This is a genomic window from Streptomyces sp. NBC_01384 (genome assembly GCF_045040035.1).
Classification (GTDB): Bacteria; Actinomycetota; Actinomycetes; order Streptomycetales; family Streptomycetaceae; genus Streptomyces.
Map to the genome: position 1 here is coordinate 6,355,497 of NZ_CP109559.1, position 23,147 is coordinate 6,378,643.

The 23,147-nt window shown below is 70.6% G+C and carries 21 protein-coding genes; 14 read left to right on the forward strand and 7 right to left on the reverse strand.

The features are described 5' to 3' along the window. Positions 1–218: 218 nt before the first annotated feature. The 4 genes from OG747_RS29195 (at position 219) to OG747_RS29210 (ending at position 4,724) form a co-directional block, all read left to right on the forward strand. Positions 219–836, forward strand: coding sequence for a TetR/AcrR family transcriptional regulator (locus OG747_RS29195; protein ID WP_405882357.1), 618 nt, complete (start codon positions 219–221; stop codon positions 834–836). Positions 837–979: 143 nt separating this feature from the next. Then, entirely contained in the window at positions 980–1,966 is a 987-nt protein-coding gene (locus OG747_RS29200) for an ABC transporter permease (RefSeq protein WP_405882358.1), read from the forward strand. Further along, the gene (locus tag OG747_RS29205; protein ID WP_405882359.1) at positions 1,963–2,904 is read left to right on the forward strand and encodes an ABC transporter permease; all 942 of its coding nucleotides are present in this window, start codon (positions 1,963–1,965) and stop codon (positions 2,902–2,904) included. Before OG747_RS29200 ends, OG747_RS29205 begins: the two co-directional genes overlap by 4 nt. Then, complete coding sequence (locus OG747_RS29210; RefSeq protein WP_405882360.1) at positions 2,901–4,724, forward strand: dipeptide ABC transporter ATP-binding protein; 1,824 nt, start codon at positions 2,901–2,903, stop codon at positions 4,722–4,724. Before OG747_RS29205 ends, OG747_RS29210 begins: the two co-directional genes overlap by 4 nt. 7 nt (positions 4,725–4,731) lie before the next feature. On the opposite strand, the gene OG747_RS29215 is transcribed toward OG747_RS29210, so the two are convergent. The 4 genes from OG747_RS29215 to OG747_RS29230 all read right to left on the reverse strand — a co-directional run bounded on the left by OG747_RS29215 (position 4,732) and on the right by OG747_RS29230 (position 8,467). Further along, positions 4,732–5,055: a DMT family transporter gene (locus tag OG747_RS29215; protein WP_405882361.1), complete on the reverse strand. Its 324-nt coding sequence runs from the start codon at positions 5,053–5,055 to the stop codon at positions 4,732–4,734. 148 nt (positions 5,056–5,203) lie between these two features. Further along, positions 5,204–6,214: a ribosome small subunit-dependent GTPase A gene (gene rsgA, locus OG747_RS29220; RefSeq protein ID WP_405882362.1), complete on the reverse strand. Its 1,011-nt coding sequence runs from the start codon at positions 6,212–6,214 to the stop codon at positions 5,204–5,206. Between the two features lie 16 nt (positions 6,215–6,230). Then, the gene (aroA, locus tag OG747_RS29225) at positions 6,231–7,571 is read right to left on the reverse strand and encodes a 3-phosphoshikimate 1-carboxyvinyltransferase (protein ID WP_405882363.1); all 1,341 of its coding nucleotides are present in this window, start codon (positions 7,569–7,571) and stop codon (positions 6,231–6,233) included. A 173-nt stretch (positions 7,572–7,744) separates the two neighbouring features. After that, positions 7,745–8,467, reverse strand: a complete 723-nt coding sequence (locus tag OG747_RS29230) for a M50 family metallopeptidase (RefSeq protein ID WP_405882364.1) — start codon at positions 8,465–8,467, stop codon at positions 7,745–7,747. 50 nt (positions 8,468–8,517) lie between these two features. Here OG747_RS29230 and OG747_RS29235 point away from each other — a divergent pair, with 50 nt between their 5' ends. The 10 genes from OG747_RS29235 (at position 8,518) to OG747_RS29280 (ending at position 19,024) form a co-directional block, all read left to right on the forward strand. Then, entirely contained in the window at positions 8,518–9,333 is an 816-nt protein-coding gene (locus tag OG747_RS29235) for an SOS response-associated peptidase (protein WP_405882365.1), read from the forward strand. 37 nt (positions 9,334–9,370) lie between these two features. After that, positions 9,371–10,054, forward strand: a complete 684-nt coding sequence (locus OG747_RS29240) for an alpha/beta family hydrolase (RefSeq protein WP_405885733.1) — start codon at positions 9,371–9,373, stop codon at positions 10,052–10,054. A 317-nt stretch (positions 10,055–10,371) separates the two neighbouring features. Beyond that, positions 10,372–11,055 (forward strand): RNA polymerase sigma factor SigR, encoded by a 684-nt coding sequence (sigR, locus tag OG747_RS29245; RefSeq protein WP_405885735.1) that lies wholly within the window; start codon positions 10,372–10,374, stop codon positions 11,053–11,055. Then, on the forward strand, positions 11,052–11,354 hold the full coding sequence (gene rsrA, locus OG747_RS29250; RefSeq protein WP_405882366.1) for a mycothiol system anti-sigma-R factor: 303 nt from the start codon (positions 11,052–11,054) through the stop codon (positions 11,352–11,354). The genes sigR and rsrA overlap by 4 nt, the downstream gene beginning before the upstream one ends. A gap of 169 nt (positions 11,355–11,523) precedes the next feature. Further along, positions 11,524–13,011 (forward strand): HD-GYP domain-containing protein, encoded by a 1,488-nt coding sequence (locus OG747_RS29255; protein ID WP_405882367.1) that lies wholly within the window; start codon positions 11,524–11,526, stop codon positions 13,009–13,011. Then, positions 13,008–14,294: an HD-GYP domain-containing protein gene (locus tag OG747_RS29260; protein ID WP_405882368.1), complete on the forward strand. Its 1,287-nt coding sequence runs from the start codon at positions 13,008–13,010 to the stop codon at positions 14,292–14,294. Before OG747_RS29255 ends, OG747_RS29260 begins: the two co-directional genes overlap by 4 nt. Before the next feature lie 153 nt (positions 14,295–14,447). Further along, a complete protein-coding gene (locus OG747_RS29265; protein ID WP_405882369.1) occupies positions 14,448–15,428 on the forward strand; it encodes a tetratricopeptide repeat protein in 981 nt (326 codons plus the stop codon). 164 nt (positions 15,429–15,592) lie between these two features. Continuing rightward, positions 15,593–16,243 carry a peptide deformylase gene (gene def / locus OG747_RS29270; protein ID WP_405882370.1) on the forward strand — a complete coding sequence of 217 codons (651 nt, stop codon included), beginning with the start codon at positions 15,593–15,595 and terminating at the stop codon, positions 16,241–16,243. 307 nt (positions 16,244–16,550) lie between these two features. Beyond that, a complete protein-coding gene (gene cyc1, locus OG747_RS29275; protein ID WP_405882371.1) occupies positions 16,551–17,657 on the forward strand; it encodes an epi-isozizaene synthase in 1,107 nt (368 codons plus the stop codon). Continuing rightward, positions 17,654–19,024, forward strand: coding sequence for a cytochrome P450 (locus tag OG747_RS29280; protein ID WP_405882372.1), 1,371 nt, complete (start codon positions 17,654–17,656; stop codon positions 19,022–19,024). The genes cyc1 and OG747_RS29280 overlap by 4 nt, the downstream gene beginning before the upstream one ends. 78 nt (positions 19,025–19,102) lie before the next feature. Here the strand turns inward: OG747_RS29280 and OG747_RS29285 are convergent, their stop codons facing one another. From OG747_RS29285 to OG747_RS29295, 3 genes are all read right to left on the reverse strand, one after another. Then, on the reverse strand, positions 19,103–20,065 hold the full coding sequence (locus OG747_RS29285) for a GlxA family transcriptional regulator (RefSeq protein ID WP_405882373.1): 963 nt from the start codon (positions 20,063–20,065) through the stop codon (positions 19,103–19,105). A gap of 223 nt (positions 20,066–20,288) precedes the next feature. After that, positions 20,289–20,747: a hypothetical protein gene (locus tag OG747_RS29290; RefSeq protein ID WP_405882374.1), complete on the reverse strand. Its 459-nt coding sequence runs from the start codon at positions 20,745–20,747 to the stop codon at positions 20,289–20,291. A 169-nt stretch (positions 20,748–20,916) separates the two neighbouring features. Further along, positions 20,917–23,001 carry a putative Ig domain-containing protein gene (locus OG747_RS29295; RefSeq protein WP_405882375.1) on the reverse strand — a complete coding sequence of 695 codons (2,085 nt, stop codon included), beginning with the start codon at positions 22,999–23,001 and terminating at the stop codon, positions 20,917–20,919. Positions 23,002–23,147 lie beyond the last annotated feature (146 nt).

Here is a 23,147-nt window from a genome sequence, read left to right on the forward strand (position 1 = left end):
GGGGCCGGGGGATCATCGGGTGCGGTCAGGGAGCCCGGGGCGCATCGGGGCGCGGTCGTACGCGCCCTGTGGTCGCCCCCGTCGTACGGTCCGGTTGATCACCGCGGCGCGCGGCCGACGCCGTACGCCCCTCAACGCCGCCGCGAACCCTTGACAGTGCTCGTGTGCGCGTCAAATCTGAGCTGCAGTGCCGCCCGCTCGCCCCAGGGAGGCGAAAGATGCCTGCAGCGCGGGAATCCCTTCTGGACGCCGCCTATACGGCGCTCGCACGCCGCCCGTGGTCCATGGTGCGGATGGTCGACGTCGCCGCCGTGGCCGGTGTGTCCCGCCAGACGCTCTACAACGAGTTCGGCAGTAAGGAAGGACTCGCACGCGCCCTCGTACGGCGGGAGGCCGACGGCTATCTCGCCGGTGTCGAGCGTGCGCTGGCCGCCCACGCGGACGCGCGCGAGCGGCTGGTCGCGACCGCGGAGTGGATCACGTCGGCGGCGCGCAGCAATGCACTTGTACGGGCCATGCTGACCGGGTGCTGGAGCGAGCGGCTGCCCTCACCGACGCTGTCGGCGGTGCCGTCGTCGTCCGCGGTGCCGGCGCAGCGGCGGGCGGACGGGCCGTTGCCGTCGCCCGCGGACTTCGTGGCGCTGGTCCGCGACCGTGCGGTGGCCACGCTCTCCGGGCCCGCCACCTCCAGGCCGGACGCGAGCGAGCTGGCCCGCTCCTGCGAACTCGTCGTCCGGCTCGCCCTGTCCTGCGTGGCGGCGCCGCCCGCCGAGGGCGGGGTCACGGACCTGGTGAAGGCCGCGCTGCTCGCGCCGCACCGGCTGGGAGTGCAATGAGTCGTTGAGTCGTTGAGTCGTCGAGCCACGTCGGTCCGGCCCCGGAGGAGTCGAATTCCGGCCTTGTCATGCACTCTTTGTGCGGCTGCGGCAGAACACGGTCAAGCTGACCGTGGACACCGACGCCCCGGGAGGACAGCACCGTGGCCGCCTTCCTGGCCAAACGCCTCGGCTATTACGCTGTACTGCTGCTCGCGGCCGTCTGCCTCTCCTACCTGCTGGCCTCGCTCGCGCTGGACCCACGCGCGTACTACGAGGGGCGGCAGCCCCCGCTCTCCCCGGCAGCCGTCGACCACCACCTCACGGCCGTCGGCGTCAACGACCACCAGCCGCTGCTCGGCCGCTTCCTGCACTGGGCGGGCGGCGCGCTGCACGGCGACCTCGGGAAGACGATCGACGGTACGTCGGTGGGCGCCGAGTTCGGCCGCAGGATCGGCGTGAGCCTGCGGCTGCTCCTGGCCGGCACCCTCGCCGGTACCGCCCTCGGAGTCCTCGCGGGCGCCTGGACCGCCGTACGCCAGTACCGGCTCTCCGACCGCCTGTTGACCCTCGGCTCCTTCGTGCTGCTGTCGACCCCGGTGTTCCTGCTCGCCGTGCTGCTCAAGACCGGCGCCATCTGGTTCAACCAGGAGACCGGCACCGAGCTCATCCGGTTCACCGGCGAGAAGAGCCCCGGAGTCGACTCGGGCTTCTGGACGGTCCTCAGGGACAGAAGCGTGCATCTGCTGCTGCCCACGATCTCCATCGCCCTCGGCGTGATCGCGAGTTACAGCCGCTACCAGCGCAGCACCATGCTCGACGTCCTCGGCTCCGACTATCTGCGCACCGCGCGGGCCAAGGGCCTCAGCCGGCGGGCGGTGCTGCTCAAACACGGGCTGCGGACGGCGCTGATCCCCATGTCGACGTACTTCTCGTACGGCTTCCTCGCGCTCTTCACCGGTGCCACCTTCACTGAGACGATCTTCGGGTGGCACGGGATGGGGGAGTGGTTCGTGTCCTCGGTCGGCAAGAACGACGTCAACTCGGTCGTCGCCGTCAATGTGTTCGCCGCGGTGACCGTCCTGCTGTCCGGCTTCTTCGCGGACGTGCTGCACGCCGCGCTCGACCCGCGCATCCGGCAGGTGTCATGACGGCCACGCTCACTCCCACGGCGGCCGTACGTCCGGTGGGGCGCGGGACCGTCGTGCTGCGCCGCTTCGTACGCGACCGGGGCGCCCTCGCCGGGGCCGTCGTCCTCGTGCTGCTCTTCCTGCTGGCCTTCGTCGGGCCGTACGTCACCCCGTGGTCGTACAGCCACATCGACTACACCGCGCTGCGCTCGGGGCCCAGCGCCGAGCACTGGTGGGGGACCAACCGGATCGGGCAGGACGTGTTCGCGCAGACCGTGCGGGGGCTGCAGAAGTCGTTGCTGATCGGGTTACTGGTCGCGGTCTTCTCGACCGGGCTCGCCTCGCTCGTCGGCGCCTGTGCCGGGTACTTCGGCGGATGGACCGACCGGGTGCTGATGTTCTTCGTCGATCTGCTGCTCGTCTTCCCGTCCTTTCTCCTCATCGCGATCATCTCGCCGCGGCTGCGCGGTGGTGGCTGGGTCGCGTTCGTCGGGCTGCTCGCCGTCTTCGGGTGGATGATCACCGCGCGGGTGGTGCGGTCGATGACGCTGTCCCTGAAGGAGCGCGAATTCGTGCGCGCGGCACGGTTCATGGGGGTCGGTCCGTTCCGGATCATCTGGCGGCATGTGCTGCCCAACGTCGCCTCCTTCCTCATCATCGACGCGACCATCGCGGTGGGCGGGGCCGTGATGAGCGAGACGGCGCTGTCGTACTTCGGGTTCGGGGTGCAGCCGCCCGACGTGTCGCTCGGCACGCTGATCGCCTCGGGGACCGGGGCGGCGGTGACGTACCCCTGGATGTTCTTCTACGCGGCCGGGCTGCTGGTGGTGTTCGTGCTGGCGGTGAACCTGGTGGGGGACGGGCTGCGGGACGCCTTGGACCCGACCGCGCGTTCACGGAAGGGGAAGAAGCGTTCACTGAAGGGGAGGAAGAAGGAGAAGCGGGAGTTGGGCCGGTGACGCCCTCGGTGCTCGAAGTGGTCTCTCTGGACGTCGACTTCGACGGCCGGCCCGCCGTCCGTGACGTGAGTTTCTCGCTGGCCCGGGGCGAAGTCCTCGGCCTGGTGGGCGAGTCGGGGTCGGGGAAGTCCGCCACCGCGCTCGCCGTCCTGGGGCTGCTGCCCGCGGGCGCGACCGTACGGGGGTCCGTACGCCTCGACGGACAGGAGCTGCTCGGAGCCCGGGAAAGGGAGTTGACCCGCATCCGGGGCAGCCGTGTCGCCATGGTCTTCCAGGACCCGCTGTCCGCCTTCACCCCCGTGTACCGGATCGGCGACCAGATCGCGGAGGCCGTACGGGCGCATCAGGACGTGTCCAGGGAGCGCGCCCGGGAACGTGCCGGCGAACTGCTCGACCTCGTCGGTATCCCCGCGTCCCGGGCGCGGGCGTTCCCGCACGAGTTCTCCGGCGGGATGCGCCAGCGCGCCATGATCGCCATGGCGATGGCGAACCAACCGGACGTGATCCTCGCGGACGAGCCGACCACCGCCCTGGACGTCACCATCCAGGCCCAGATCCTCGACGTACTGCGCACGGCCCAGCGGGAGACCGGCGCCGCCGTGCTGCTGGTCAGCCACGACCTGGGGGTGATCGCCGGGATGGCGGACCGGGTGGCGGTGATGTACGAGGGGGAGGTGGTCGAGTCGGGGACGGCCGTCGACGTCTTCGGGCGGCCGCGGGAGGCGTACACACGCAAGCTGCTCGGGGCCGTACCGCGCCTCGACCACGCCCGCCCCCGTCCCGAGCCCGGCGCCCGCCCCCGTACCGAACTCCCGCAGACCGAGCCCGTGTTGAAGGTGCGCGGTCTCACCAAGACCTTCCCCCTCCTCAAGGGGAGCGCGTTCAAGCGGCGCGTCGGAAGTGTGTACGCCGTCGACGGCGTCGACCTCGACATCCGGCGCGGGGAGACGCTCGCCCTGGTCGGGGAGTCCGGGTCCGGGAAGTCCACGACCCTCTTCGAACTGCTCGAACTCGCCGCGCCGGAGGGCGGGACGGTCGAACTGTTCGGGCAGCGGCTCGGAACCCTGCGGAAGGCCGGGCTGAAGGCGCTGCGGCGCCGGGTGCAGATCGTCTTCCAGGACCCGATGGTCTCCCTCGACCCGCGCATGCCGGTCGGCGACATCGTCGCCGAGCCACTGCGCGCCCAGGGCGCCGACCGGGCCACCGTCGCCCGGCGCGTCCCCGAACTGCTCACCCAGGTCGGGCTCGACCCGGCGCACGCGGAACGCTTCCCGCACGAGTTCTCCGGCGGTCAGCGCCAGCGCGTCGGCATCGCGCGGGCACTGTCGGTCGAGCCGGAACTGCTCGTACTGGACGAACCGGTGTCGGCGCTCGATGTCTCCGTCCAGGCCGGCGTCCTCGACCTGCTGGACCGGCTGAAGAACGAGCTGGGGCTCGCGTATCTCTTCGTCTCGCACGACCTGTCCGTCGTCCGGCGCATCGCGGACCGGGTCAGCGTCGTCTATCTCGGCCGGACCGTCGAGGCGGGCCCGGTCGAGGAGGTCTTCGAGCGGCCCCGGCACCCGTACACCCAGGCCCTGCTGTCCGCCGTACCGCTGCCCGACCCGGAGCGCGAGCGGCGGCGGCAGCGCACCCGCATCCTGCTGGCCGGGGACCCGCCCAGCCCGACGCGCCGCTACGACGGCTGCCGGTTCCGGGAGCGCTGCCCGCTGCATGCCGCACTCGCCGAGGAGGATCGGGGGCGGTGCGCCCATGACGTGCCCGTCCTCGCGGGAGACGGGGCCGCCTGCCACTTCCCGCGGGTACGGAAGGTGATCTGAGGCGGGGTCAGTGGGCCGAGCCCGACAGCTGCAGGCCGATGACGCCGATGATCACCAAGCTGATGGAGATGAGCTTCAGGACGGAGACCAGGTCACCGAGGAAGATCATGCCGTAGATCGCGGTGCCGGCCGCGCCGATGCCGGTCCACACCGCGTACGCCGGGCCGACGTCGAGCTTCCGCAGGGAGAGGGTCAGCAGACCGAAGCTGCCGAGGGCGAAGACGCAGAAGGCGACCGTCGGCCAGAGTCTGGTGAAGCCGTGCGAGAGCTTGAGGCAGACGGCGAAGCCGGTTTCGAGCAGTCCCGCCACAACGACCAGCAGCCACGCCATGTTTCGTTCCTCCCGCGTCCGCACGTCGACTGCTTCGTCTGGTCTGGCTTGGGTCCGGCTTGGTGCGATTATGCATTTACCGACCGGCTAAGCACTTACCGACGGGCCGCCCACGCAAACAACGCGGAGGTCACAAGGCTCAAGGGACTCAGTCGCCCTCCGTGCGCTCCCGCGTCGCCAGCAGCCGACGCAGGGAGTACAGCCGCTGCGGGTCCGCGTGCCCGTCCGCCACCCACTGGTCCAGCGCGCAGTCCGGTTCGTCGTGGCTGCACGCGCGCGGACAGCCCTCGGTGCCGGGTTCGAGGTCGGGGAAGGCGTGGATGACCCGCGACGGGTCGACGTGGTGCAGGCCGAAGGAGCGGACGCCGGGGGTGTCGATGACCCAGCCCTCGCTGCCCGGCAGCGGGATGGCGCGCGCCGAGGTCGTGGTGTGCCGGCCGCGGCCCGTGACGGCGTTCACGTGGCCGGTGCTGCGCCGCCGTTCCTGCGAGACCAGCGCGTTGACCAGGGTCGTCTTGCCGACGCCGGAGTGTCCGACGAACGCCGTGATCTTGCCGTCGAGCTGCTTGCGCACCCGGTCCACCGCCGCGCCGCTCTCCAGCTCCTCGCGGCTCGTCACGACGTATGGGACGCCCAACGCCCCGTACAGCTCCAGGAGTTCGTCCGGCGGGGCGAGGTCGGACTTGGTGAGCACCAGCAAGGGCTCCAGGCCGCCGTCGTACGCCGCGACCAGGCAGCGGTCGATCAGGCGCGGGCGCGGCTCGGGGTCGGCGAGGGCGGTGACGATGGCGAGCTGATCGGCGTTGGCGACGACCACGCGCTCGTAGGGATCGTCGTCGTCGGCCGTGCGGCGCAGCACCGAGTTGCGCGGCTCGATGCGGACGATACGGGCGAGGGTGTCCTTCTCGCCGGACAGGTCGCCGACGATGGCGACGCGGTCGCCGACCACCGCGGCCTTGCGGCCCAGTTCGCGGGCCTTCATCGCCATGACCACGCGGTCCTCGACGAGGCAGGTCAGCCGGCCCCGGTCGACCGTGAGGACCATGCCCTCGACGGCTTCCTCGTGCTTGGGGCGGATGTTCGTACGGGGACGGTTGCCCTTGCGGTTCGGGCGCTGGCGGATGTCGTCCTCGTCGGTGTTCTTGCCGTAGCGGCGCATGATCCCGGTCCGCCCGTCAGTTCCCGAGCATTCCGGACCACATGTCAGGGAAGTCCGGCAGGGTCTTGGCCGTCGTCGCCACGTTCTCGATCTGGACGCCCTCCACCGCCAGCCCGATGATCGCACCGGCGGTGGCCATCCGATGGTCGTCGTACGTGTGGAAGATGCCGCCGTGCAGTCGGCGCGGGCGGATGTGCAGGCCGTCGGCGGTCTCGGTGACGTCACCGCCGAGCTCGTTGATCTCCTTGGTGAGCGCGGCCAGCCGGTCCGTCTCGTGCAGCCGGAGGTGGGCAACGCCGCGGAGCGTGGAGGGGGAGTCGGCGAGGGCCGCGACCGCGGCGATGCCCGGGGTCAGTTCGCCGACCTCGCCCAGGTCCACGTCGATGCCGTGGATCGCACCCGAACCGGTGAACTCCAGGCCGTTGTCGGTCAGTCCGCAGGAACCGCCCATCTCGGTGAAGATCTCCCGCAGCCGGTCACCGGGCTGGGTGGTGCGCGCGGGCCAGTCGGGGATGACGACCGTGCCGCCGGTCACCAGGGCCGCCGCCAGGAACGGCTGCGCGTTCGACAGGTCCGGCTCGATGATCAGGTCGCGGCCGAGCAGGGCGCCGGGCGTGACGCGCCAGACGTTGGGCTCGCCTCCCGACTCCGGGGTGTCCACCTGGGCGCCGACCGCGCGCAGCATGTCGACCGTCATCCGGATGTGCGGCATGGAGGGCAGCGTCGAGCCGATGTGCCGGACCTCGACGCCCTGGTTGAAGCGCGGCGCGGACAGGAGGAGGGCCGAGACGAACTGCGAGGACGAGGACGCGTCGATCTCGACCGGGCCGCCGTCCAGGGCGCCGCCCCCGTGCACGGTCAGCGGCAGCGCGCCGCGGCCGTCGTCGTCGATCCGGGCGCCGAGCAGGCGCAGCGCGTCGATCACGCCGTTCAGGGGGCGCTCGTACGACCGCGGGTCGCCGTCGAAGCGGATGGGGCCGTCCGCGAGGGCGGCGACCGGGGGCAGGAAGCGCATCACGGTGCCCGCGTTGCCGACATCGACCGTGGCTGGGCCCTGCAAGCCCGAGGGGATGACCCGCCAGGCCTCGCCGGAGGCGTCCGGACCCGCGGCGACCGTGGAGCTGGACGCCACCGTCTCCTCGATGCCGACGCCCATCGCGCGCAGCGCGCCCGCCATCAGCAGCGTGTCGCGGGAGCGCAGCGGGCGGCGCAGCCAGCCCGGCTCCGAGGCGAGCGCGGCGAGGACCAGGGCGCGGTTGGTGACCGACTTGGACCCCGGCACGTGGACCGTCGCGTCGACGGCTCCGCTCGCGTGCGGGGCGGGCCAGAGGGCGGTGTGGGCGGGGTTCGCGGTCATGGGCTCCACTTTAGTGGGGGTTCGCTCCGCCGGGTTTGGCCGGGGAATGCGGGTCGTCCGCTGCTGCGGGTGCATCGTGGCTGGTCGCGCCCGCGCGGCGGAGCCGCATATGCCGCCGCGTATGTCACAGCCCCGCGCCCTTTACGGGGCGCCTTTGCGGGGCGTGTGAAAAGTCAGCCCCGCAGCAGCCAGCGGCCGCCGCCTATCAGTGAGCACAGGGACACCGTGTGGAACAGGAACAGCCACAGGCCCGCCGGGACGTGGGTGAGGCGGGAGAGCTGGTCGGCGTCGGAGTCGCCGGCGCCGCCGCGGCTGCGCTTGGCCTGGAGTTCGAAGGCCGGGCGGACGCCACCGAGCAGCAGGAACCACACCACGGCGTACGCGAACGCCGCCTGCACCTGGGGTCCGGCGAGCCAGGACACCACCAGGAACATGCCGCCGGTGAGGATCACGGTGAGCGCCCCGTACGCGTTGCGGATCATCACCAGCATCGCGATGAGCAGCGCCGTGGCCAGCCACAGCAGCAGGGTGATGCGGCCCGCGCCGAGCAGCGCGGCACCGCCGAGGCCGAGCAGCGGGGGAGCGGTGTAACCCGCGGTGGCGGTGAGGATCATGCCGAGGCCGGTGGGCTTGCCGCGGCTGACGGTGAGGCCGCTGGTGTCGGAGTGCAGCCGGATGCCGCTGAGGCTGCGCCCGGTCAGCAGCGCCACCAGGCCGTGGCCGCCCTCGTGCGCGATGGTGATGGCGTTGCGGGAGACGCGCCACACGCCGTGCGGGACGATCACCGCGAGGGCGGCGACCATGGTGGCGATCACCACCCACAGATCCGGGTCCGGCTGGGTGCCGGAGACCTGGTCCCAGAGCGAGGCCAGCGAGGTGGATGCGGTGCTGTCCATTGTCTGCGGTGGCTCCCTCAGGTGTGGCGGAATCTGGCAGTGTGGCACGTATGTGCGGACGGTATGCAGCGAGTCGTAGGCCCGAGGATCTCGCAGGAATCTTTGAGGTCGAGAAGTGGGAGCCCGAGGAGACGTTGGCCCCCGACTACAACGTGGCCCCGACCAAGGAGGTCTACGCCGTCCTGGACCGTCCCCTTAAGGACGCCGACAGCCCGAAACCGGTTCGCCAGCTGCGCAGGCTCAGGTGGGGGCTCGTGCCGTCCTGGGCCAAGACGCCCGAGGGCGGCGCCCGGATGATCAATGCCCGCGCGGAGACCGTGCACGAGAAGCCCTCGTACCGCCGCGCCTTCGCCGCCCGGCGCTGCATCATCCCCGCCGACGGCTACTACGAGTGGGTCACCGGGGCCGGCGAGCGCGATCTGGAGGTCGAGGGCAAGAAGAAGCGGCCGCGCAAGCAGCCGTACTTCGTGCTCCCCGCCGACGGCTCGGTCTTCGCGATGGCCGGGCTGTACGAGTTCTGGCGCGACAAGACGCTCTCCGACGACCACCCCCTGGCCTGGTGGGTGACGTGCTCGGTCATCACGACCGAGGCGGAGACCTCGCCCCTCGCGGTCGCGCCCGCCGAGGGTCCGCACGCCCTCGCCGAGATCCACCCGCGGATGCCTCTGATGCTCACGCAGGACCGCTGGGACGCCTGGCTCGACCCGGCCCGTACGGACGTCGACGGCCTGCGCGAACTGCTCGCGCCGCCGCCCCCCGGGCTGATGCGCGCGTACCCCGTCTCCACGGCCGTCAGCAACGTCCGCAACAACGGGCCGGAGCTGCTGAAGGAGCTGGAGGGGCCCGAAGAGGGCACCCTCTTCTGACGTTACGGATGTGATGAATGTGACGGACGTGACGCATATGACGGATGTGATGGAAGTGGCGGAGGTGACGGAGGTGGACGTGGCGGAGACGGGTGTGACGGAGAACGTCGAGACCGACGCCGGTACCGCCCGCATCACCTGGCACCGGGCCAAGAAGGCGCGGCTAGTGCTCGCCGTCAGTCATGGCGCGGGTGGCGGAATCGAGGCGCGTGATCTTCAGGCGCTGGCCTCGGTGCTGCCTCGCCACGGGGTGAGCGTCGCACTCGTCGAGCAGCCCTGGAGGGTGGCCGGCAAGAAGGTGGCGCCCGCGCCGAAGACGCTGGACGCCGGATGGCGGGGTCTGTGGCCCGCGATCGCCGAGGCCGGGCTGCCCGTGGTCGCGGGCGGCCGCAGCGCCGGAGCCCGCGTCGCCTGCCGTACGGCGACGGAACTCGGTGCCGCCGCCGTCCTCGCCCTCGGCTTCCCGCTGCACCCGCCGGGCAGGCCCGAGAAGTCCCGCGCCGACGAACTGCTCGGCTCCGGGGCGCCCACCCTCGTCGTCCAGGGTGGCAACGACCCGTTCGGCAAGCCGGAGGAGTTCCCGAAGGGCTCGTACGAGCTGATCGAGGTGCCGTACGGCGATCATGGCTTCGCCGTGCCGAAACGTGCGCCGCTCGGCCAGGACGAGGCCCTGAAGATCATCACCGATGGCGTGGTGAAGTGGACCGCGTCACACTGGTGACACCGGTGGCATAGATGGCATAGGTGACACGAGTGACAGTGGATCGCGTCACTCGGGAGGCGCCCGGGAATGTTGGGCGGCGGACCACTGTTGTGCCGAGCAGACAGCAGGGAAACCGTGCTGATCCGTTCGAACGAGAGGAAGTCCGCCGCATGGGTTCGACCATCTGCCCGAGCCGCAGCAGCAGCGCTGAGCTGGACTGGACGGTGCTGCCCGCGGCGAAGACCGCCCCCGTTCGGGCGGCGGCGGGTATGGATGTTCGTCTATCCTCCGATTCGAGTGGGACCGGTTTCGGTCCCACCAAGTCGCTGGAGGAGGTGGGTCCGGTCACTGGGACCGACGCAGGGACCGATCACGGCCAGGCGGAGCAGCCCGAGGGCCAGGGCACGGGCACGGAGTCGTCCGCCGAGCGCACCGCGCGCTTCGAGCGGGACGCGCTCGAATTCCTCGACCAGATGTACTCGGCCGCGCTGCGCATGACGCGCAACCCGTCCGACGCCGAGGACCTCGTGCAGGAGACGTACGCCAAGGCGTACGCGTCCTTCCACCAGTTCCGAGAGGGCACCAACCTCAAGGCATGGCTGTATCGCATTCTCACCAACACCTTCATCAACTCGTACCGTAAGAAGCAGCGCGAACCCCAGCGCAGTGCGGCCGAGGAGATCGAGGACTGGCAGCTGGCGCGCGCCGAGTCGCACATGTCGACCGGTCTGCGCTCCGCCGAGTCGCAGGCGCTCGACCACCTGCCCGACTCGGACGTCAAGTCAGCGCTGCAGGCGATCCCCGAGGAATTCCGCATCGCGGTGTATCTCGCTGACGTAGAAGGCTTTGCGTACAAGGAGATCGCGGACATCATGGGGACACCCATCGGTACGGTGATGTCCCGGCTGCACCGGGGCCGTCGCCAACTGCGCGGCATGCTCGAGGACTACGCCCGTGACCGCGGGCTGGTCCCGGCCGGCGCCGGAGAGTCGAACGAAGCGAAAGGCTCGGGCTCATGAGCTGCGGAGAGCCGCACGAGACGGATTGCAGTGAGGTACTCGACCATCTGTACGAGTTCCTCGACCATGAGATGCCGGACGCGGACTGCACCAAGTTCGAGGTGCACTTCGAGGAGTGCTCTCCGTGTCTCGAGAAGTACGGGCTCGAGCAGGCCGTGAAGAAGCTGGTCAAGCGGTGCTGTGGGTCGGACGACGTGCCGGCCGACCTGCGCGCCAAGGTCATGGGCCGTATCGACCTGGTCCGCTCCGGGCAGACCGTGCCCGACCACGACGTCACCGCGACGCCTCAGGAGTCCTGAGCTCCCGGTCGTGGATCGGTCGTGGATCGGTCATGGATCGTCCGGTTATCACCCGAACGTGCTAATCCGCGGGCTCTGAGCCCGCGGATTCGGCCGTACCCGTCCCCGTATCGACCCCGCCGTCCTAGGCTCCGGAGCCTGTACTCGGGACTCGGGGGAGGGGACGAGGATGGGGTCGGTTCCGGCGTGGGCCCGGGTGTACGTGGCCTGTGTCGTTCTCGCTGCCCTGGCCTGTCTGACTTCCCTGCCGCACCTCCACGTTCCGTGGTGGATCGTCGCACTGCTCGCCGTGCTCTATGCCGGGTGCGAGCGGATCACCCTCCCGCGCGGGCCGAGGGGCGCGGGCGCGCCCGGTCGTGACACCCGCGACGGCCGTGAGGGCCCCAGGGCCATGGGCACCTTCCTCCCCGTGCTGCTCGCCGGGGCCTTTCTGCTGCCGCCGCCCGCCGCCGCGCTCGTCGCGCTGCCGGGGGCGCTGCTCGCACGCGTGGAACAGCGGCCGCGCCGGCTGCGCCGCGTCTGGCGCGCGGCCCAGCTCGCCGTCGCGATCTGGGCGGCGTCCCGGGTGCACTGGGCGCTGGGCGGCAGGGACGCGGTCGTCGCGCCCCACTTCCCGTACGCCCTCGTGCCCGCCGGGGCCGCGGTGCTCACCTTCTGCCTGGTACTGACCGTCCTCGACGGCGGCATCCTGGCGCTGGCCGAACGGGTGCCGGTGCGCGGGGCCTGGCGCGGGCTCTTCTCGCGCTCCCTCGCCTCCGTCGCCGTGCACGGGCTCGCCGGGCTGATGATGGCGGTGCTGTGGCGCAGCCCGTACGGTCCCCTCGCCGCGCTGCTCGTGCTGCTGCCGATGTACGTCTCCTGCTGGGCGTTCGCCCAGTACCACCGCGAGCGGGCCGCCCATCAGGCCACCATCCGGGCCCTCGTGCAGGCCGTCGACATCAAGGACGGGTACACGCGCGGGCACAGTGAGCGGGTGGGGCAGGCGTCCATGATGATCGCGCGCGAGCTGGGCATGGACGACGAGCGGGTCGAAGCGCTGCGGTTCGCCGGAATCCTGCACGACGTGGGCAAGTTGGGGGTCCCCACGCGGCTGTTGCGCAAGGACGGGCCGCTGACGCCGGAGGAGCGGCGGATCATCGAACTGCATCCCGAGTACGGGCACGAGATGGTGCGCGGGATCGGTTTTCTGGGCGAGGCCCGGTCGGCGATCCTGCACCACCATGAGCGGCTGGACGGGAGCGGGTATCCGTACGGGCTGGTGGGTCGGCAGATTCCGGAGTTCGCGCGGGTGGTGGCTGTCGCGGACGCGTTCGACGCGATGACGTCGACTCGGTCCTATCGTCGGGCCCGGCCGGTGCCGGTGGCTGTGGAGGAGCTGGAGCGGTGTGCGGGGGCGCAGTTCGATCCCGGGATGGTAACGGCGCTGGTGCGGGCGTTGGATCGACATGGCTGGCATCCCGCGGTGACCGCGGGTGTTCACCCGCCCTCCCCCAAGTTCCCGGCTTCGCCGGTACAGGGGGGACCCCCATCACCTGCGTCCAGTCGGACGGAAAGTCACCCGGCAAGCGAAGAAGACGGGTGCGCGACGAGCGTGGACGGTGGCGCGGCGGGCTCGGGCGGGCAGTCGGCGGACGGCGTCGGGCGGGGGAGGCCGTGAGCGTCGCCGGTACGGAGGTCCCCGGATACGGCCCCGTGAGCCGGCCCCGCGCCCCGCTCACCCTCACCCTCGTCCACGCAACCGCCCTCGTCCTCACGTTCCTCTCCCTGGCCGCCACCTGCTGGCACGGTCTCGACGAACGCGGCACCGCCCTCGCCTTCGGCATCCTCATAGCCGTCGGGGAACTCACCCGCTGGAGCGGCGCCGAGGAACGCGAGTCCGCTCCTCTCGGGGCCGCGGGCGCGCTGTCGTACGCGCTGCTCGCGGAGCAGGCCGGGCGGCCCACCCACCATGGCGTTCCCCAAGTCGTAGCCGTCGTGAGCGCCGCCGCGCTGCTGGGGTGTGTGCCGCACGTGGCACGCGGCCGTGGGCCCACCGCCGATCACCTCACCCGCCGCGTCCTCACCGTCGCCTTCGCCGCCGTCTGCTTCCAACCCCTGTACAGCCAGGGACGGTTGATGGGCCGGGGCGGACCCTCGTACGCCCTGCTGCTGGTCGCCCTGCTGGTGCTCACCGCGCTGTGCGACGCCGTGCTCGCGGCGGCGATGGCGCACGCCCGCACCCGCTGGCCGTTCGGACCGCTGCTGAGGGACGAGCTGCGGGCCATGCTCGGCATCGGGTCCGCGGTCTGCGCGACCGGCGCCGTGATGTCGCTCGCCGTGGCGGTCGTGGGGCTGTGGGCGCTGCCCGTGTTCTCGTTGCCCCTGCTGCTCACCCAGCTGTCCTTCCGCCGGTACGCGGCCGTGCGCGTCACCTATCGCCAGACCATCGCCTCACTCGCGCGAGCGACCGAGATCGCCGGGTACACCCCCGCGGGGCATGCCCGGCGGGTGGCCGCGCTCAGCCGGGCCGTCGGGCGCGAGCTGGGGCTGTCCGAGCCCGATCTGACCGTCCTGGAGTATGCGGCGCTCATGCACGACATCGGACAGCTCAGCCTCGTCGACCCCGTGCCGGCCGGAGCCACCTCCGTGCTCTCCGCCGAGGAGCAGCGGCGCATCGCCCTGCTCGGCGGGGCCGTCGTACGCCAGACCGGGGTGGACGCGGAGGTCGCGGTGGTCGTGGAGCGGCAGGCCGATCCCTACCGGGAGCAGCCGGTCACGGCGCGGATCGTACGGGCCGTGAACGCATACGAGGAGCTGGCCCGGGAAGCAGGGCCGGGAGGGCCCCTCACCGCCCTGGAGAAGCTCCGGCTGGCCACCGCCCGCGACTATCAGCCCGAGGTCGTGGAGTCGCTGGCCAGGGTCCTGTTGCGGGACAGCCTTACCCTGCCCCAGGCTGGGTAACCCATGGGTAATGAGCGGCCGTCCGACCGTCCGTGGTTGGATGCGAGGAAGAGGGTATTCGGGGGCACGGGCCAGCCCGTGGCCGCGCTGTCTTCAAGGGACTCTTCGAGAAACCGGCAGGCGGGAATCGCAAGGAACTGGCAGGCGGGAATCGTGAGGATCTTCGGCAAGGGACGACACCGGCCCTCCGCCTCATGGCGGCAGGCCACCGACCGTGCGTTCACGCTGATCGGCGACGGCCGGTACGAGGACGCGGGAGCGCTGCTGACGCGCGCCGCGGACCTGGAGCCCTGGCTGTCCGAGTCCTGGTTCAACCTGGCCCTGCTGCACAAGTTCCGGCACGACTGGGAGCAGGCCCGGGCCGCCGGGCTGCGCGCCGTCGCGCTGCTCGACCGGGAGGCGGGCGCCCCCGACTGGTGGAACGTCGGCATCGCCGCCACCGCCCTGCAGGACTGGCCGCTGGCCCGCCGCGCCTGGCAGGCGTACGGGCTGCGGGTGCCCGGCGGGGCCGCCGTCTCCGGGGAGCCGGCGGGCATGGACCTCGGCAGCGCGGCCGTACGGCTGTCGCCGGAGGGCGAGGCCGAGGTCGTATGGGGGCGCAGGCTCGATCCGGCCCGGGTCGAGGTGCTGTCCATTCCGCTGCCGTCCTCCGGGCGGCGCTGGGGCGAGGTCGTGCTGCACGACGGAGTGCCCCATGGGGAGCGGACCACGGCTGCCGGGCACGCCTACCCCGTCTTCGACGAGATCGAGCTGTGGGCGCCCTCGCCCGTTCCCACCTGGGTGGTCCTGCTGGAAGCCGCCGCCGAGGAGGACCGGGACGCCCTGGAGCGGCTCGCCGCCGACGCCGGCTTCGCCGCCGAGGACTGGTCGTCCTCCGTACGGCTGCTCTGCCGGATGTGCTCCGAGTCCCGGATGCCGTCCGACGAGGGCGACGGCGAGCACCTCGACCCGCACGACCACAGCGAACCGGGCCACCCGGGCCCCCTCGGGCACCGCACCGACGGGCAGCTGTGGGTGCCCGAGCGCGAATGCGGGATCGCCGCGCCGGCCGGGCTGGTGCGGGGGTTGCTGGACGGGTGGGTCGCGGACAGTCCGGATTCGCGGGACTGGCGGGACCTGGAAGAGGTCTGCTGACGTCTGCCGAGAGGTCCGCGGAGAGGTCTGCACAGAGGTCCGCAGAGATGTCTGCACAGAGGTCCGCGGACAGGTCTGTCGAGAGGTCTGCCGAGCGGTGCGTTCGGGCCCCGTAGGCTGTATGGGCACCACACACATGGATTCCAGGAAGGCGTACGTCGGTCATGGCGCAGCAGGACACCGATCAGCAGCACGCGGGCGTGCTCCCCGTGGACGACGAGGGCTTCGTCATCGACACCGAGGACGGCGAGGAGCGCGAGGCGGCCTATCGCGAGCGCGGCACCTCGCGGCCGATCACGGTCGTCGGCAACCCGGTGCTGCACAAGGAGTGCAAGGACGTCACCGAGTTCGGCGCGGAGCTGGACGAGCTGGTCGCGGACATGTTCGCCAGCCAGCGCACCGCCGAGGGCGTGGGCCTGGCCGCCAACCAGATCGGCGTGGACCTGAAGGTCTTCGTGTACGACTGCCAGGACGACGAGGGCAAGCGGCACGTCGGTGTCGTCTGCAACCCCGTCCTTGTCGAACTGCCCGCCGATCAGCGCCGCCTGGACGACAGCAACGAGGGCTGCCTCTCGGTGCCGACCGCGTACGCGCCGCTGGCCCGCCCCGACTACGCCGAGGTCACCGGGCAGGACGAGAGGGGCAACCCGATCAAGGTGCGCGGCACCGGTTACTTCGCGCGCTGCCTGCAGCACGAGACCGACCACCTGTACGGGTACCTGTACATCGACCGGCTCTCCAAGCGTGAGCGCAAGGACGCGCTGCGGCAGATGGCCGAGAACGAGCCCCGCTACCCGATCGTCGCGAACGACTGAGTCGGAAAGGGCAGTTGGGGCTCGCGATCACTCACGAGCACGACCGAGCGGCGCCTGATCAGGGAACACCCCTGACCAGGCGCCGTTCGCATGCGCGTCGCACGTTCGCCCCCTTGTGCTCTTCCTGTGATCCATAATCAGTCACACAAGGGGGGATTCTCAGCACTGTGGGGTAGTGAGTGGAGCAAATCCGTTCCCATAACGGTCAGTTGTGGTGCTGAATGGGAAGTGCGGGGATACGCAACGGCGCACGCCCGGCACGGGGGGAGGGGCGTAGCGTCAACTGGCGGCTGAGAGGGGTTTGTTCGTGCATGCTTTCGCACACGGCACTTCATCGACACCGACCGTGGTCGCGGTTCCACCGGCGCTCTCTCTCCCGGTGATCGAGTCCGCGTTTCCCCGTCAACTGCATCCGTATTGGCCGAGGCTCCAGGAGAACACACGTTCGTGGCTGCGGGAAAAGCAGCTCATGTCGGCGGACAAGGTCGAGGAATATGCCGACGGCCTTTGCTATACGGATCTGATGGCGGGCTACTACATGGGCGCCTCCGACCAGGTCATGCAGGCGATAGCGGACTACAGCGCATGGTTCTTCGTCTGGGACGACCGGCACGACCGCGATGTCATCCACGGCCGGCCCGCGGCCTGGCGGAGGCTCAGGTTCCAGCTCCATGCGGCTCTCGACTCCCCCCGGGAACACCTGCACCACCAGGATCCCCTGGTCGCGGGGTTCGCGGACAGCATGGTGCGGCTGTACGCGTTTTTGAGCAAGAAGTGGAACGCGCGCTTCGCCCGGCACTTCCACGCGGTGATCGAGGCATACGACCGGGAATTCCGGAACCGTACGACGGGCGCCGTTCCCACGGTCGACGAATATCTCGAACTGCGGCGGCTCACCTTCGCGCACTGGATCTGGACCGATCTTCTGGAGCCGAGCGCCGGCCGAGAACTCCCCACCGCTGTGCGGAACCATTCCGCATATCGGCGGGCGGCGCTGCTGAGTCAGGAATTCGCCGCCTGGTACAACGACCTCTGTTCGCTCCCGAAAGAAATCGCGGGCGATGAGGTCCACAATCTCGGAATCAGTCTCATTCACCACGAGGGGCTGACTCTCGAAGAAGCGGTCACAGAAGTCCGGCGGCGCGTCGAGGAATGCATCATCGAATTCCTCGACGCGGAAGACGAACTCGACCGGTTCGCCGACACGCTCGCGGACGGCACCGTGCACGGCAAGGAATTGAGCATCGCCGTGAAAGCGTGCCTCGGCAATATGCGGAACTGGTTCAGTTCCGTGTACTGGTTCCACCACGAGTCCGGCCGGTACACCGTCGACAGCTGGGACGACCGCTCCACACCCCCGTACGTCAACAACACACCCCCGTGCGTCACCAACGAAGCGGCAGGTGAGTCATGACCGTCGAGTCCGTGAGGTCCGCGCAACCCGCGGCACCGGAACTACCCATCCCACCCCTGGCCGGGGGCGGCGTACCCGTCCTCGGCCACGGCTGGAAACTCGTCCGCGACCCGCTGGGCTTCCTCGCCCGGCTGCGCGACCACGGCGATGTCGTACGGCTCAAGCTCGGTCCCAAGACGGTGTACGCGCTCACCTCGCCGGCACTCACCGGAGCGATGGCGCTGAGCCCCGACTTCAAGATCGCCGGGCCGCTCTGGGAGTCCCTGGAAGGCCTGGTCGGCAAGGAGGGGGTCGCCACCGCCAACGGGCCCCGGCACCGTCGCCAGCGGCGCACCATCCAGCCCGCGTTCCGGCTCGACATCATCCCCGAGTACGGGCCGATCATGGAGCAGGAGGCGCGGGCGTTCGCCGAGCGCATGGGCTCGGGCGAGGCCATCGACTGCACCTCGGAGTCGTTCCGCGTCGCCGTGCGCATCGCGGCCCGCTGCCTGCTGCGCGGTGAGTTCATGGACGAACGCGCCGAGCGTCTGAGCGTCGCGCTCACCACCGTGTTCCGCGGCATGTACCGGCGCATGGTGATCCCGGCGGGCCCGCTCTATCGGCTGCCGCTTCCGGCCAACCGTAAATTCGACCGCGCATTGGCCGATTTGCATCTCCTGGTCGACGAGATCGTGGCCGAACGCCGGGCATCCGGTCAAAAGCCGGACGATTTGCTGACGGCATTGCTCGAAGCGAAGGACGAGAACGGCGAGCCGATCGGCGAACAGGAGGTCCACGACCAAGTCGTAGCGATACTCACACCCGGCAGCGAAACCATCGCCTCCACGGTCATGTGGCTCCTGCAAGTCCTCACCGAACACCCGGAACACGCCGTCCGGGTGGCCGAGGAGGTCAAATCCGTCGCGGGGGACCGACCCGTCGCATTCGACGACGTCCGGAAGCTGTCGTACACGAACAATGTCGTCGTCGAGTCGATGCGACTGCGCCCCGCCGTCTGGATTCTGACCCGGCGGGCGGTGACCGAAACCGAACTCGGCGGCTATCGGATTCCGGCCGGTGCCGACATCGTCTACAGCCCTTACGCGATCCAGCGCGATCCGCGCTCGTACGACGGGCATCTGGATTTCGACCCCGCCCGCTGGCTTCCGGAACGCTCCAAGGACGTTCCGAAGCACGCCATGAGCCCCTTCAGTGTGGGCAACCGGAAGTGCCCGAGCGATCACTTCTCGATGGCGCAGCTCAGCCTGATCACGGCCACGGTGGCGTCCCGGTGGCGCTTCGAGCAGGTACCCGAGTCCAACGACGCGACCCGCGTCGGCATCACGCTGCGGCCGTACCGGCTGCTGCTGCGGGCCCTGCCGCGGTGACCGCGCGGCGTCCGGTGCGCGCCGCTGATGTGCGCCTCTGACGTGCGTCGCTGACACCGTGTCCGTACCGGCGTACGTTCAGGCAGCCCGAGGGCCCCTGAACGTACGCCGGTACGCCTGCGGGGTCGTCCCCAGACTCCGGATGAACTGGTGGCGCAGCGCGGCCGCGGTGCCGAACCCGGTGCGGCCCGCGATCGCGTCCATCGTCTCGTCCGTCACCTCCAGCAACTCCTGTGCCAGCAGCACCCGTTGGCGCAGGATCCAGCGGTACGGCGTGGTGCCGGTCTCCTGCTGGAAGCGGCGTGCGAAGGTGCGCGGGGACATGTGGGCGCGGGCCGCGAGCTGCTCGACGGTCACCTCCTCGTCGAGGTGCTGCTCCATCCACACCAGCACCTCGCCGACCGTGTCGCAGGTCGAGCGGGGCAGCGGGCGCTCGATGTACTGGGCCTGCCCGCCGTCCCGGTGCGGGGGCACCACCATGCGCCGGGCGATGGCGTTGGCGACCTCGGGGCCCTGCTCCTTGCGGACGATGTGCAGACAGGCGTCGATACCGGCGGCGGTGCCGGCCGAGGTGATCACCGGGTCCTCGTCCACGTACAGCACGTCCGGCTCGACGATCGCCTTCGGGTACTGCCGGGCGAGCTCGTCCGCGTGGTGCCAGTGCACGGCGCAGCGCCGCCCGTCGAGGAGTCCGGCCGCACCGAGCACGAAGACACCGGAGCAGACGCTGAGCACCCGGGCACCGCGATCGACGGCGCGGCGCAGGGCGTCGAGCAGCTCGGGCGGATAGGCGCGGGAGACGTAGGAGTTCCCGGCCGGGAGGGCGACGAGGTCGGCGCTCTCCAGCCGCTCCAGGCCGTGCTCCGTGCTCAGCGAGAACCCCGCGCGGGTGCTCAGGGTCGGTCCTTCGGCGGAGGCGACCGCGAAGTCGTACACCGGCAGCCCGTCGTCGCTTCGGTCGGTGCCGAACACCTCGCAGACGACGCCGAGTTCGAAGGGGTGCACACCGTCGAGCAGCACTGCGGCCACGTTCTTCAGCATGGTGTCCAGTGTGCCTCGCGACTGGCAGGAATTCGAGGGCGCACGGCAGTCCTGCCACTGACGGTGAGGAGCGAACGGTACGACAGTGGTGTTCATGAAGACACTCACCGACTCCATCGAGTTCGACAACCTCGTCGCGGTCCTCACCGTCCTCGGGATCTTCGTGGTCCTGGCCCTGCCCGCGCTGATCGGCCTGGCCCACGAGCGCCGTGTCGACCGTCAGCTAGGGCTTCGTGACCAGCACCGTGACCGTCCACTCCTGAATGCCCTTGCACGACACCTTGCCCGGGGCGGTCGCGCAGAGGGGGCGGGACGAGGTGAGGTGGGCCGTTCCGGCCGAGACCGCCTTGAAGGCGGAGCTCGCGTCGCCCGCCTGGAGGACAACGCCGCTGTTGGTGGCCTCTAGGCCGGTGCCGCCGACCTTGACGGGAGTCCAGGGGCGGGCGGCGGTGCCGGCCAGGGTGAGGCGGAGTACGCCGCCGGTCGTGAGGCAGTACGTGTGGCCGGTGTCGGCGGCTCCGAGCTCCGCCGGAGCCGTGTCGCAGCCCTGGTGGGTCGTCGTGGGGGACGACGAAACGGTTTTGCTGCCGCCCGCGTCACCCCCGCCCTGTGTGCCGCAGCCCGCGAGCAGCAGCGTCAGGGCCGTGAGGGCGATGATCCGATGGTGGGTCGTACGGTGCATGGGGTGGCACCTCCTTGTCGCTTGGACGTACCACCCCCGCATCAGGATCCACAGACAGGGCCCTGACCGCGACGCCGGTCAGGGCCCTGCTGGTCATGGTCAGCCGGCCAATCGGCCAATCGGCCAATCGGCCAGCCGGTCAGCCGGTCAGCCGGTCAGCCGGTCATGGTCAGCTGGTCGTGACGGCGGTGTCGTCGACGACGAAGCTGGTCTGGAGCGAGGAGTCCTCGACACCGCTGAACTTCAGGGTGACGGTGGACCCGGCGAACGAGGACAGGTCGAACGTCTTCTGGGTGTAGCCGGAGGCGGCGTTGAGGTTCGAGTACGTCGCCAGGGTGGTCGATCCGGCGGTGACCGTCAGCTTGTCGTACTGGCTGCTGGTGGTGGTCTCCGCGGTGTCGATGTGCAGATAGAAGGTGAAGCTGGCCTTGCAGCCGGACGGGATCGTCACCGACTGGGAGAGCGTGTCGGTGTGGGTCGAGCCGTAGCCGTCCATCCAGGCCATGTACGAACCGGCGTGCGCGGCCTCACTGGTGGAGTTGGTGATGACGCCGCTGCTGGCGGTCCAGGTGGTGTTGCCGGACTCGAAGCCGGGGTTGCCGAGCAGCTGTGCCGAGGTGCAGGTGCCGCCGCCACCGGAGCTGCTGACGGTCCAGGTGAAGGAGGCCGAGCCGGAGGCGCCGGTGCTGTCGGAGGCGGAGACGGTGACGCTGTAGGTGCCCGCCGTGCTCGCGGTGCCGGAGATCAGACCGGTGGAACTGCTGATCGACAGACCGGTCGGCAGCCCGCTCGCGCTGTAGGTGAGGGTCGCGCCCGCGCTGTCGCTGGCCGAGATCTGCAGGCTGGCCGAGCCGCCGGTGGTGGTGGACTGGCTGCCCGGGTTGGTGACGGTCACCGTGTTGCCGGTGCTGGTGCCGGAGGCGAAGGCGGTGGTGCCGTTGGGGGTGCCCCAGCCGGTCGGGCCGTCGTAGCCGGTGCCCGCGGTGCAGAAGTACGAGGTCGAGCAGGAGCCGTTGCTGCCGCTGGTCACGTCGTACAGGTTCGAGGTGTGGGAGTACGGGTACTTCGCCGGGTAGTCGCTGGAGCCCGGGGTGCCCGCGAGGGCGTACACACCCGCGATGATCGGCGAGGAGGCACTCGTACCGCCGTAGACCGCCCAGCCGGAGCCGCCGTAGGTGTCGTAGACGGCCACGCCGGTGGCGGGGTCGGCGACCGCGGAGACGTCGGCCTCCATGCGCGTGGAGCAGCCGGTGTCGGTCTGCCAGCTCGGCTTCGTGTCGTAGGCGGAGCAGCCGGAGCCGGTGCCCTCGGTGCTGCTGGTCTCCCACACGGACTCGGTCCAGCCGCGGGTGCTGGAGCTGGTGGACAGCGCGGTGCCGCCGACGGCGGTCACGTACTGGGACGTGGCCGGGTACTCGGCGCCGTAGGCGGAGTCACCGGAGGAGACGGTGATGGCGACGCCCGGGTGCTTGAAGTACGAGGTGTCCTCGCTGGTCTGCGAGGAGGACTCGGAGCCGCCCCAGCTGTTGGAGACGAACTTCGCGCCCAGCGTCACGGCCTCGTTCTCGGCGGTGCCGAGGTCGGAGTCGGTGGCGGAGCTGGCCTCGACGAGGTCGATGTTGCAGTTCGGGCAGACCGCGCTGACCATGTCGATGTCGAGCGCTTCCTCCCCCGCCCAGCCGGTGTCGTTGGTCGGCAGGGAACTGGTCGAGCCGGTCTGGCTGACCTGCTTGAAGCAGCCGCTGGCCTTGGTGCAGGCCGACAGGCCGAACTGCGAACGGTAGGTCGCGAGGTCCGACTCGGCGTTGGGGTCGTTGAACGCGTCGACCACGGCGACGGTCAGGCCGGAGCCGCCGGTCGAGGGCAGGTTGTAGGCGCTGTGCAGGTTGGCCGGGCTGAGGCCGGACACCGCGGCGGCGGCGTTCGGGGATATCGCGGCGGCCAGCTTCTGCTTGATGTCGGTGCGGCGCTGCGCGAAGCAGGCCGCGTGACCGGCCGTCGGGGCGCCGCACAGGTGCGTGGTCGGCACCTTCTGGCCCGCCTTGCCCGTGGAGTGCACGGCCTGTGCGGCCGGGGCGGTGAGGGCCTTCGCGTTCTGGGTGACCCGGGAGGGCTTCGCGGTGGCGGGCGCCGGCTGCGCGTTCGCGGCCGGGGCCGCCATGAGTCCGGCGACCGTGAGGGCGAGGGCGGGCGCGGCGGCGGTCAGAAGTCTTCGCAGCCGCCGGGTGGGCCTGCTGGGGGGTGTCTCACGCATGAGGTGCTGCCTCCATCGGTTTGAGGCCGGTGCCGCGCGGGCCGGGGTAGGGCCGCGCACGGCTCCACAGCCGGGAGTGGGGTTCTCGGCGTTGCGTGGCAGGCCCGTGACGCGCGTAGCGTGAGCGTGAGAGAGGGATGTCATGG

What these genes read in the sequence shown, in the direction of transcription:
- OG747_RS29215 (WP_405882361.1), bottom strand. Translation starts at nt 5,055, where the DNA reads ATGGCGTGGCTGCTGGTCGTTGTGGCGGGACTGCTCGAAACCGGCTTC.
- OG747_RS29285 (WP_405882373.1), bottom strand. Translation starts at nt 20,065, where the DNA reads ATGCTGAAGAACGTGGCCGCAGTGCTGCTCGACGGTGTGCACCCCTTC.
- OG747_RS29280 (WP_405882372.1), top strand. Translation starts at nt 17,654, where the DNA reads ATGACCGTCGAGTCCGTGAGGTCCGCGCAACCCGCGGCACCGGAACTA.
- rsrA (WP_405882366.1), top strand. Translation starts at nt 11,052, where the DNA reads ATGAGCTGCGGAGAGCCGCACGAGACGGATTGCAGTGAGGTACTCGAC.
- OG747_RS29235 (WP_405882365.1), top strand. Translation starts at nt 8,518, where the DNA reads ATGTGCGGACGGTATGCAGCGAGTCGTAGGCCCGAGGATCTCGCAGGA.
- OG747_RS29205 (WP_405882359.1), top strand. Translation starts at nt 1,963, where the DNA reads ATGACGGCCACGCTCACTCCCACGGCGGCCGTACGTCCGGTGGGGCGC.
- OG747_RS29255 (WP_405882367.1), top strand. Translation starts at nt 11,524, where the DNA reads ATGGGGTCGGTTCCGGCGTGGGCCCGGGTGTACGTGGCCTGTGTCGTT.
- def (WP_405882370.1), top strand. Translation starts at nt 15,593, where the DNA reads ATGGCGCAGCAGGACACCGATCAGCAGCACGCGGGCGTGCTCCCCGTG.
- OG747_RS29295 (WP_405882375.1), bottom strand. Translation starts at nt 23,001, where the DNA reads ATGCGTGAGACACCCCCCAGCAGGCCCACCCGGCGGCTGCGAAGACTT.
- rsgA (WP_405882362.1), bottom strand. Translation starts at nt 6,214, where the DNA reads ATGCGCCGCTACGGCAAGAACACCGACGAGGACGACATCCGCCAGCGC.
- OG747_RS29195 (WP_405882357.1), top strand. Translation starts at nt 219, where the DNA reads ATGCCTGCAGCGCGGGAATCCCTTCTGGACGCCGCCTATACGGCGCTC.
- OG747_RS29240 (WP_405885733.1), top strand. Translation starts at nt 9,371, where the DNA reads ATGACGGATGTGATGGAAGTGGCGGAGGTGACGGAGGTGGACGTGGCG.
- OG747_RS29230 (WP_405882364.1), bottom strand. Translation starts at nt 8,467, where the DNA reads ATGGACAGCACCGCATCCACCTCGCTGGCCTCGCTCTGGGACCAGGTC.
- aroA (WP_405882363.1), bottom strand. Translation starts at nt 7,571, where the DNA reads ATGACCGCGAACCCCGCCCACACCGCCCTCTGGCCCGCCCCGCACGCG.
- OG747_RS29290 (WP_405882374.1), bottom strand. Translation starts at nt 20,747, where the DNA reads ATGCACCGTACGACCCACCATCGGATCATCGCCCTCACGGCCCTGACG.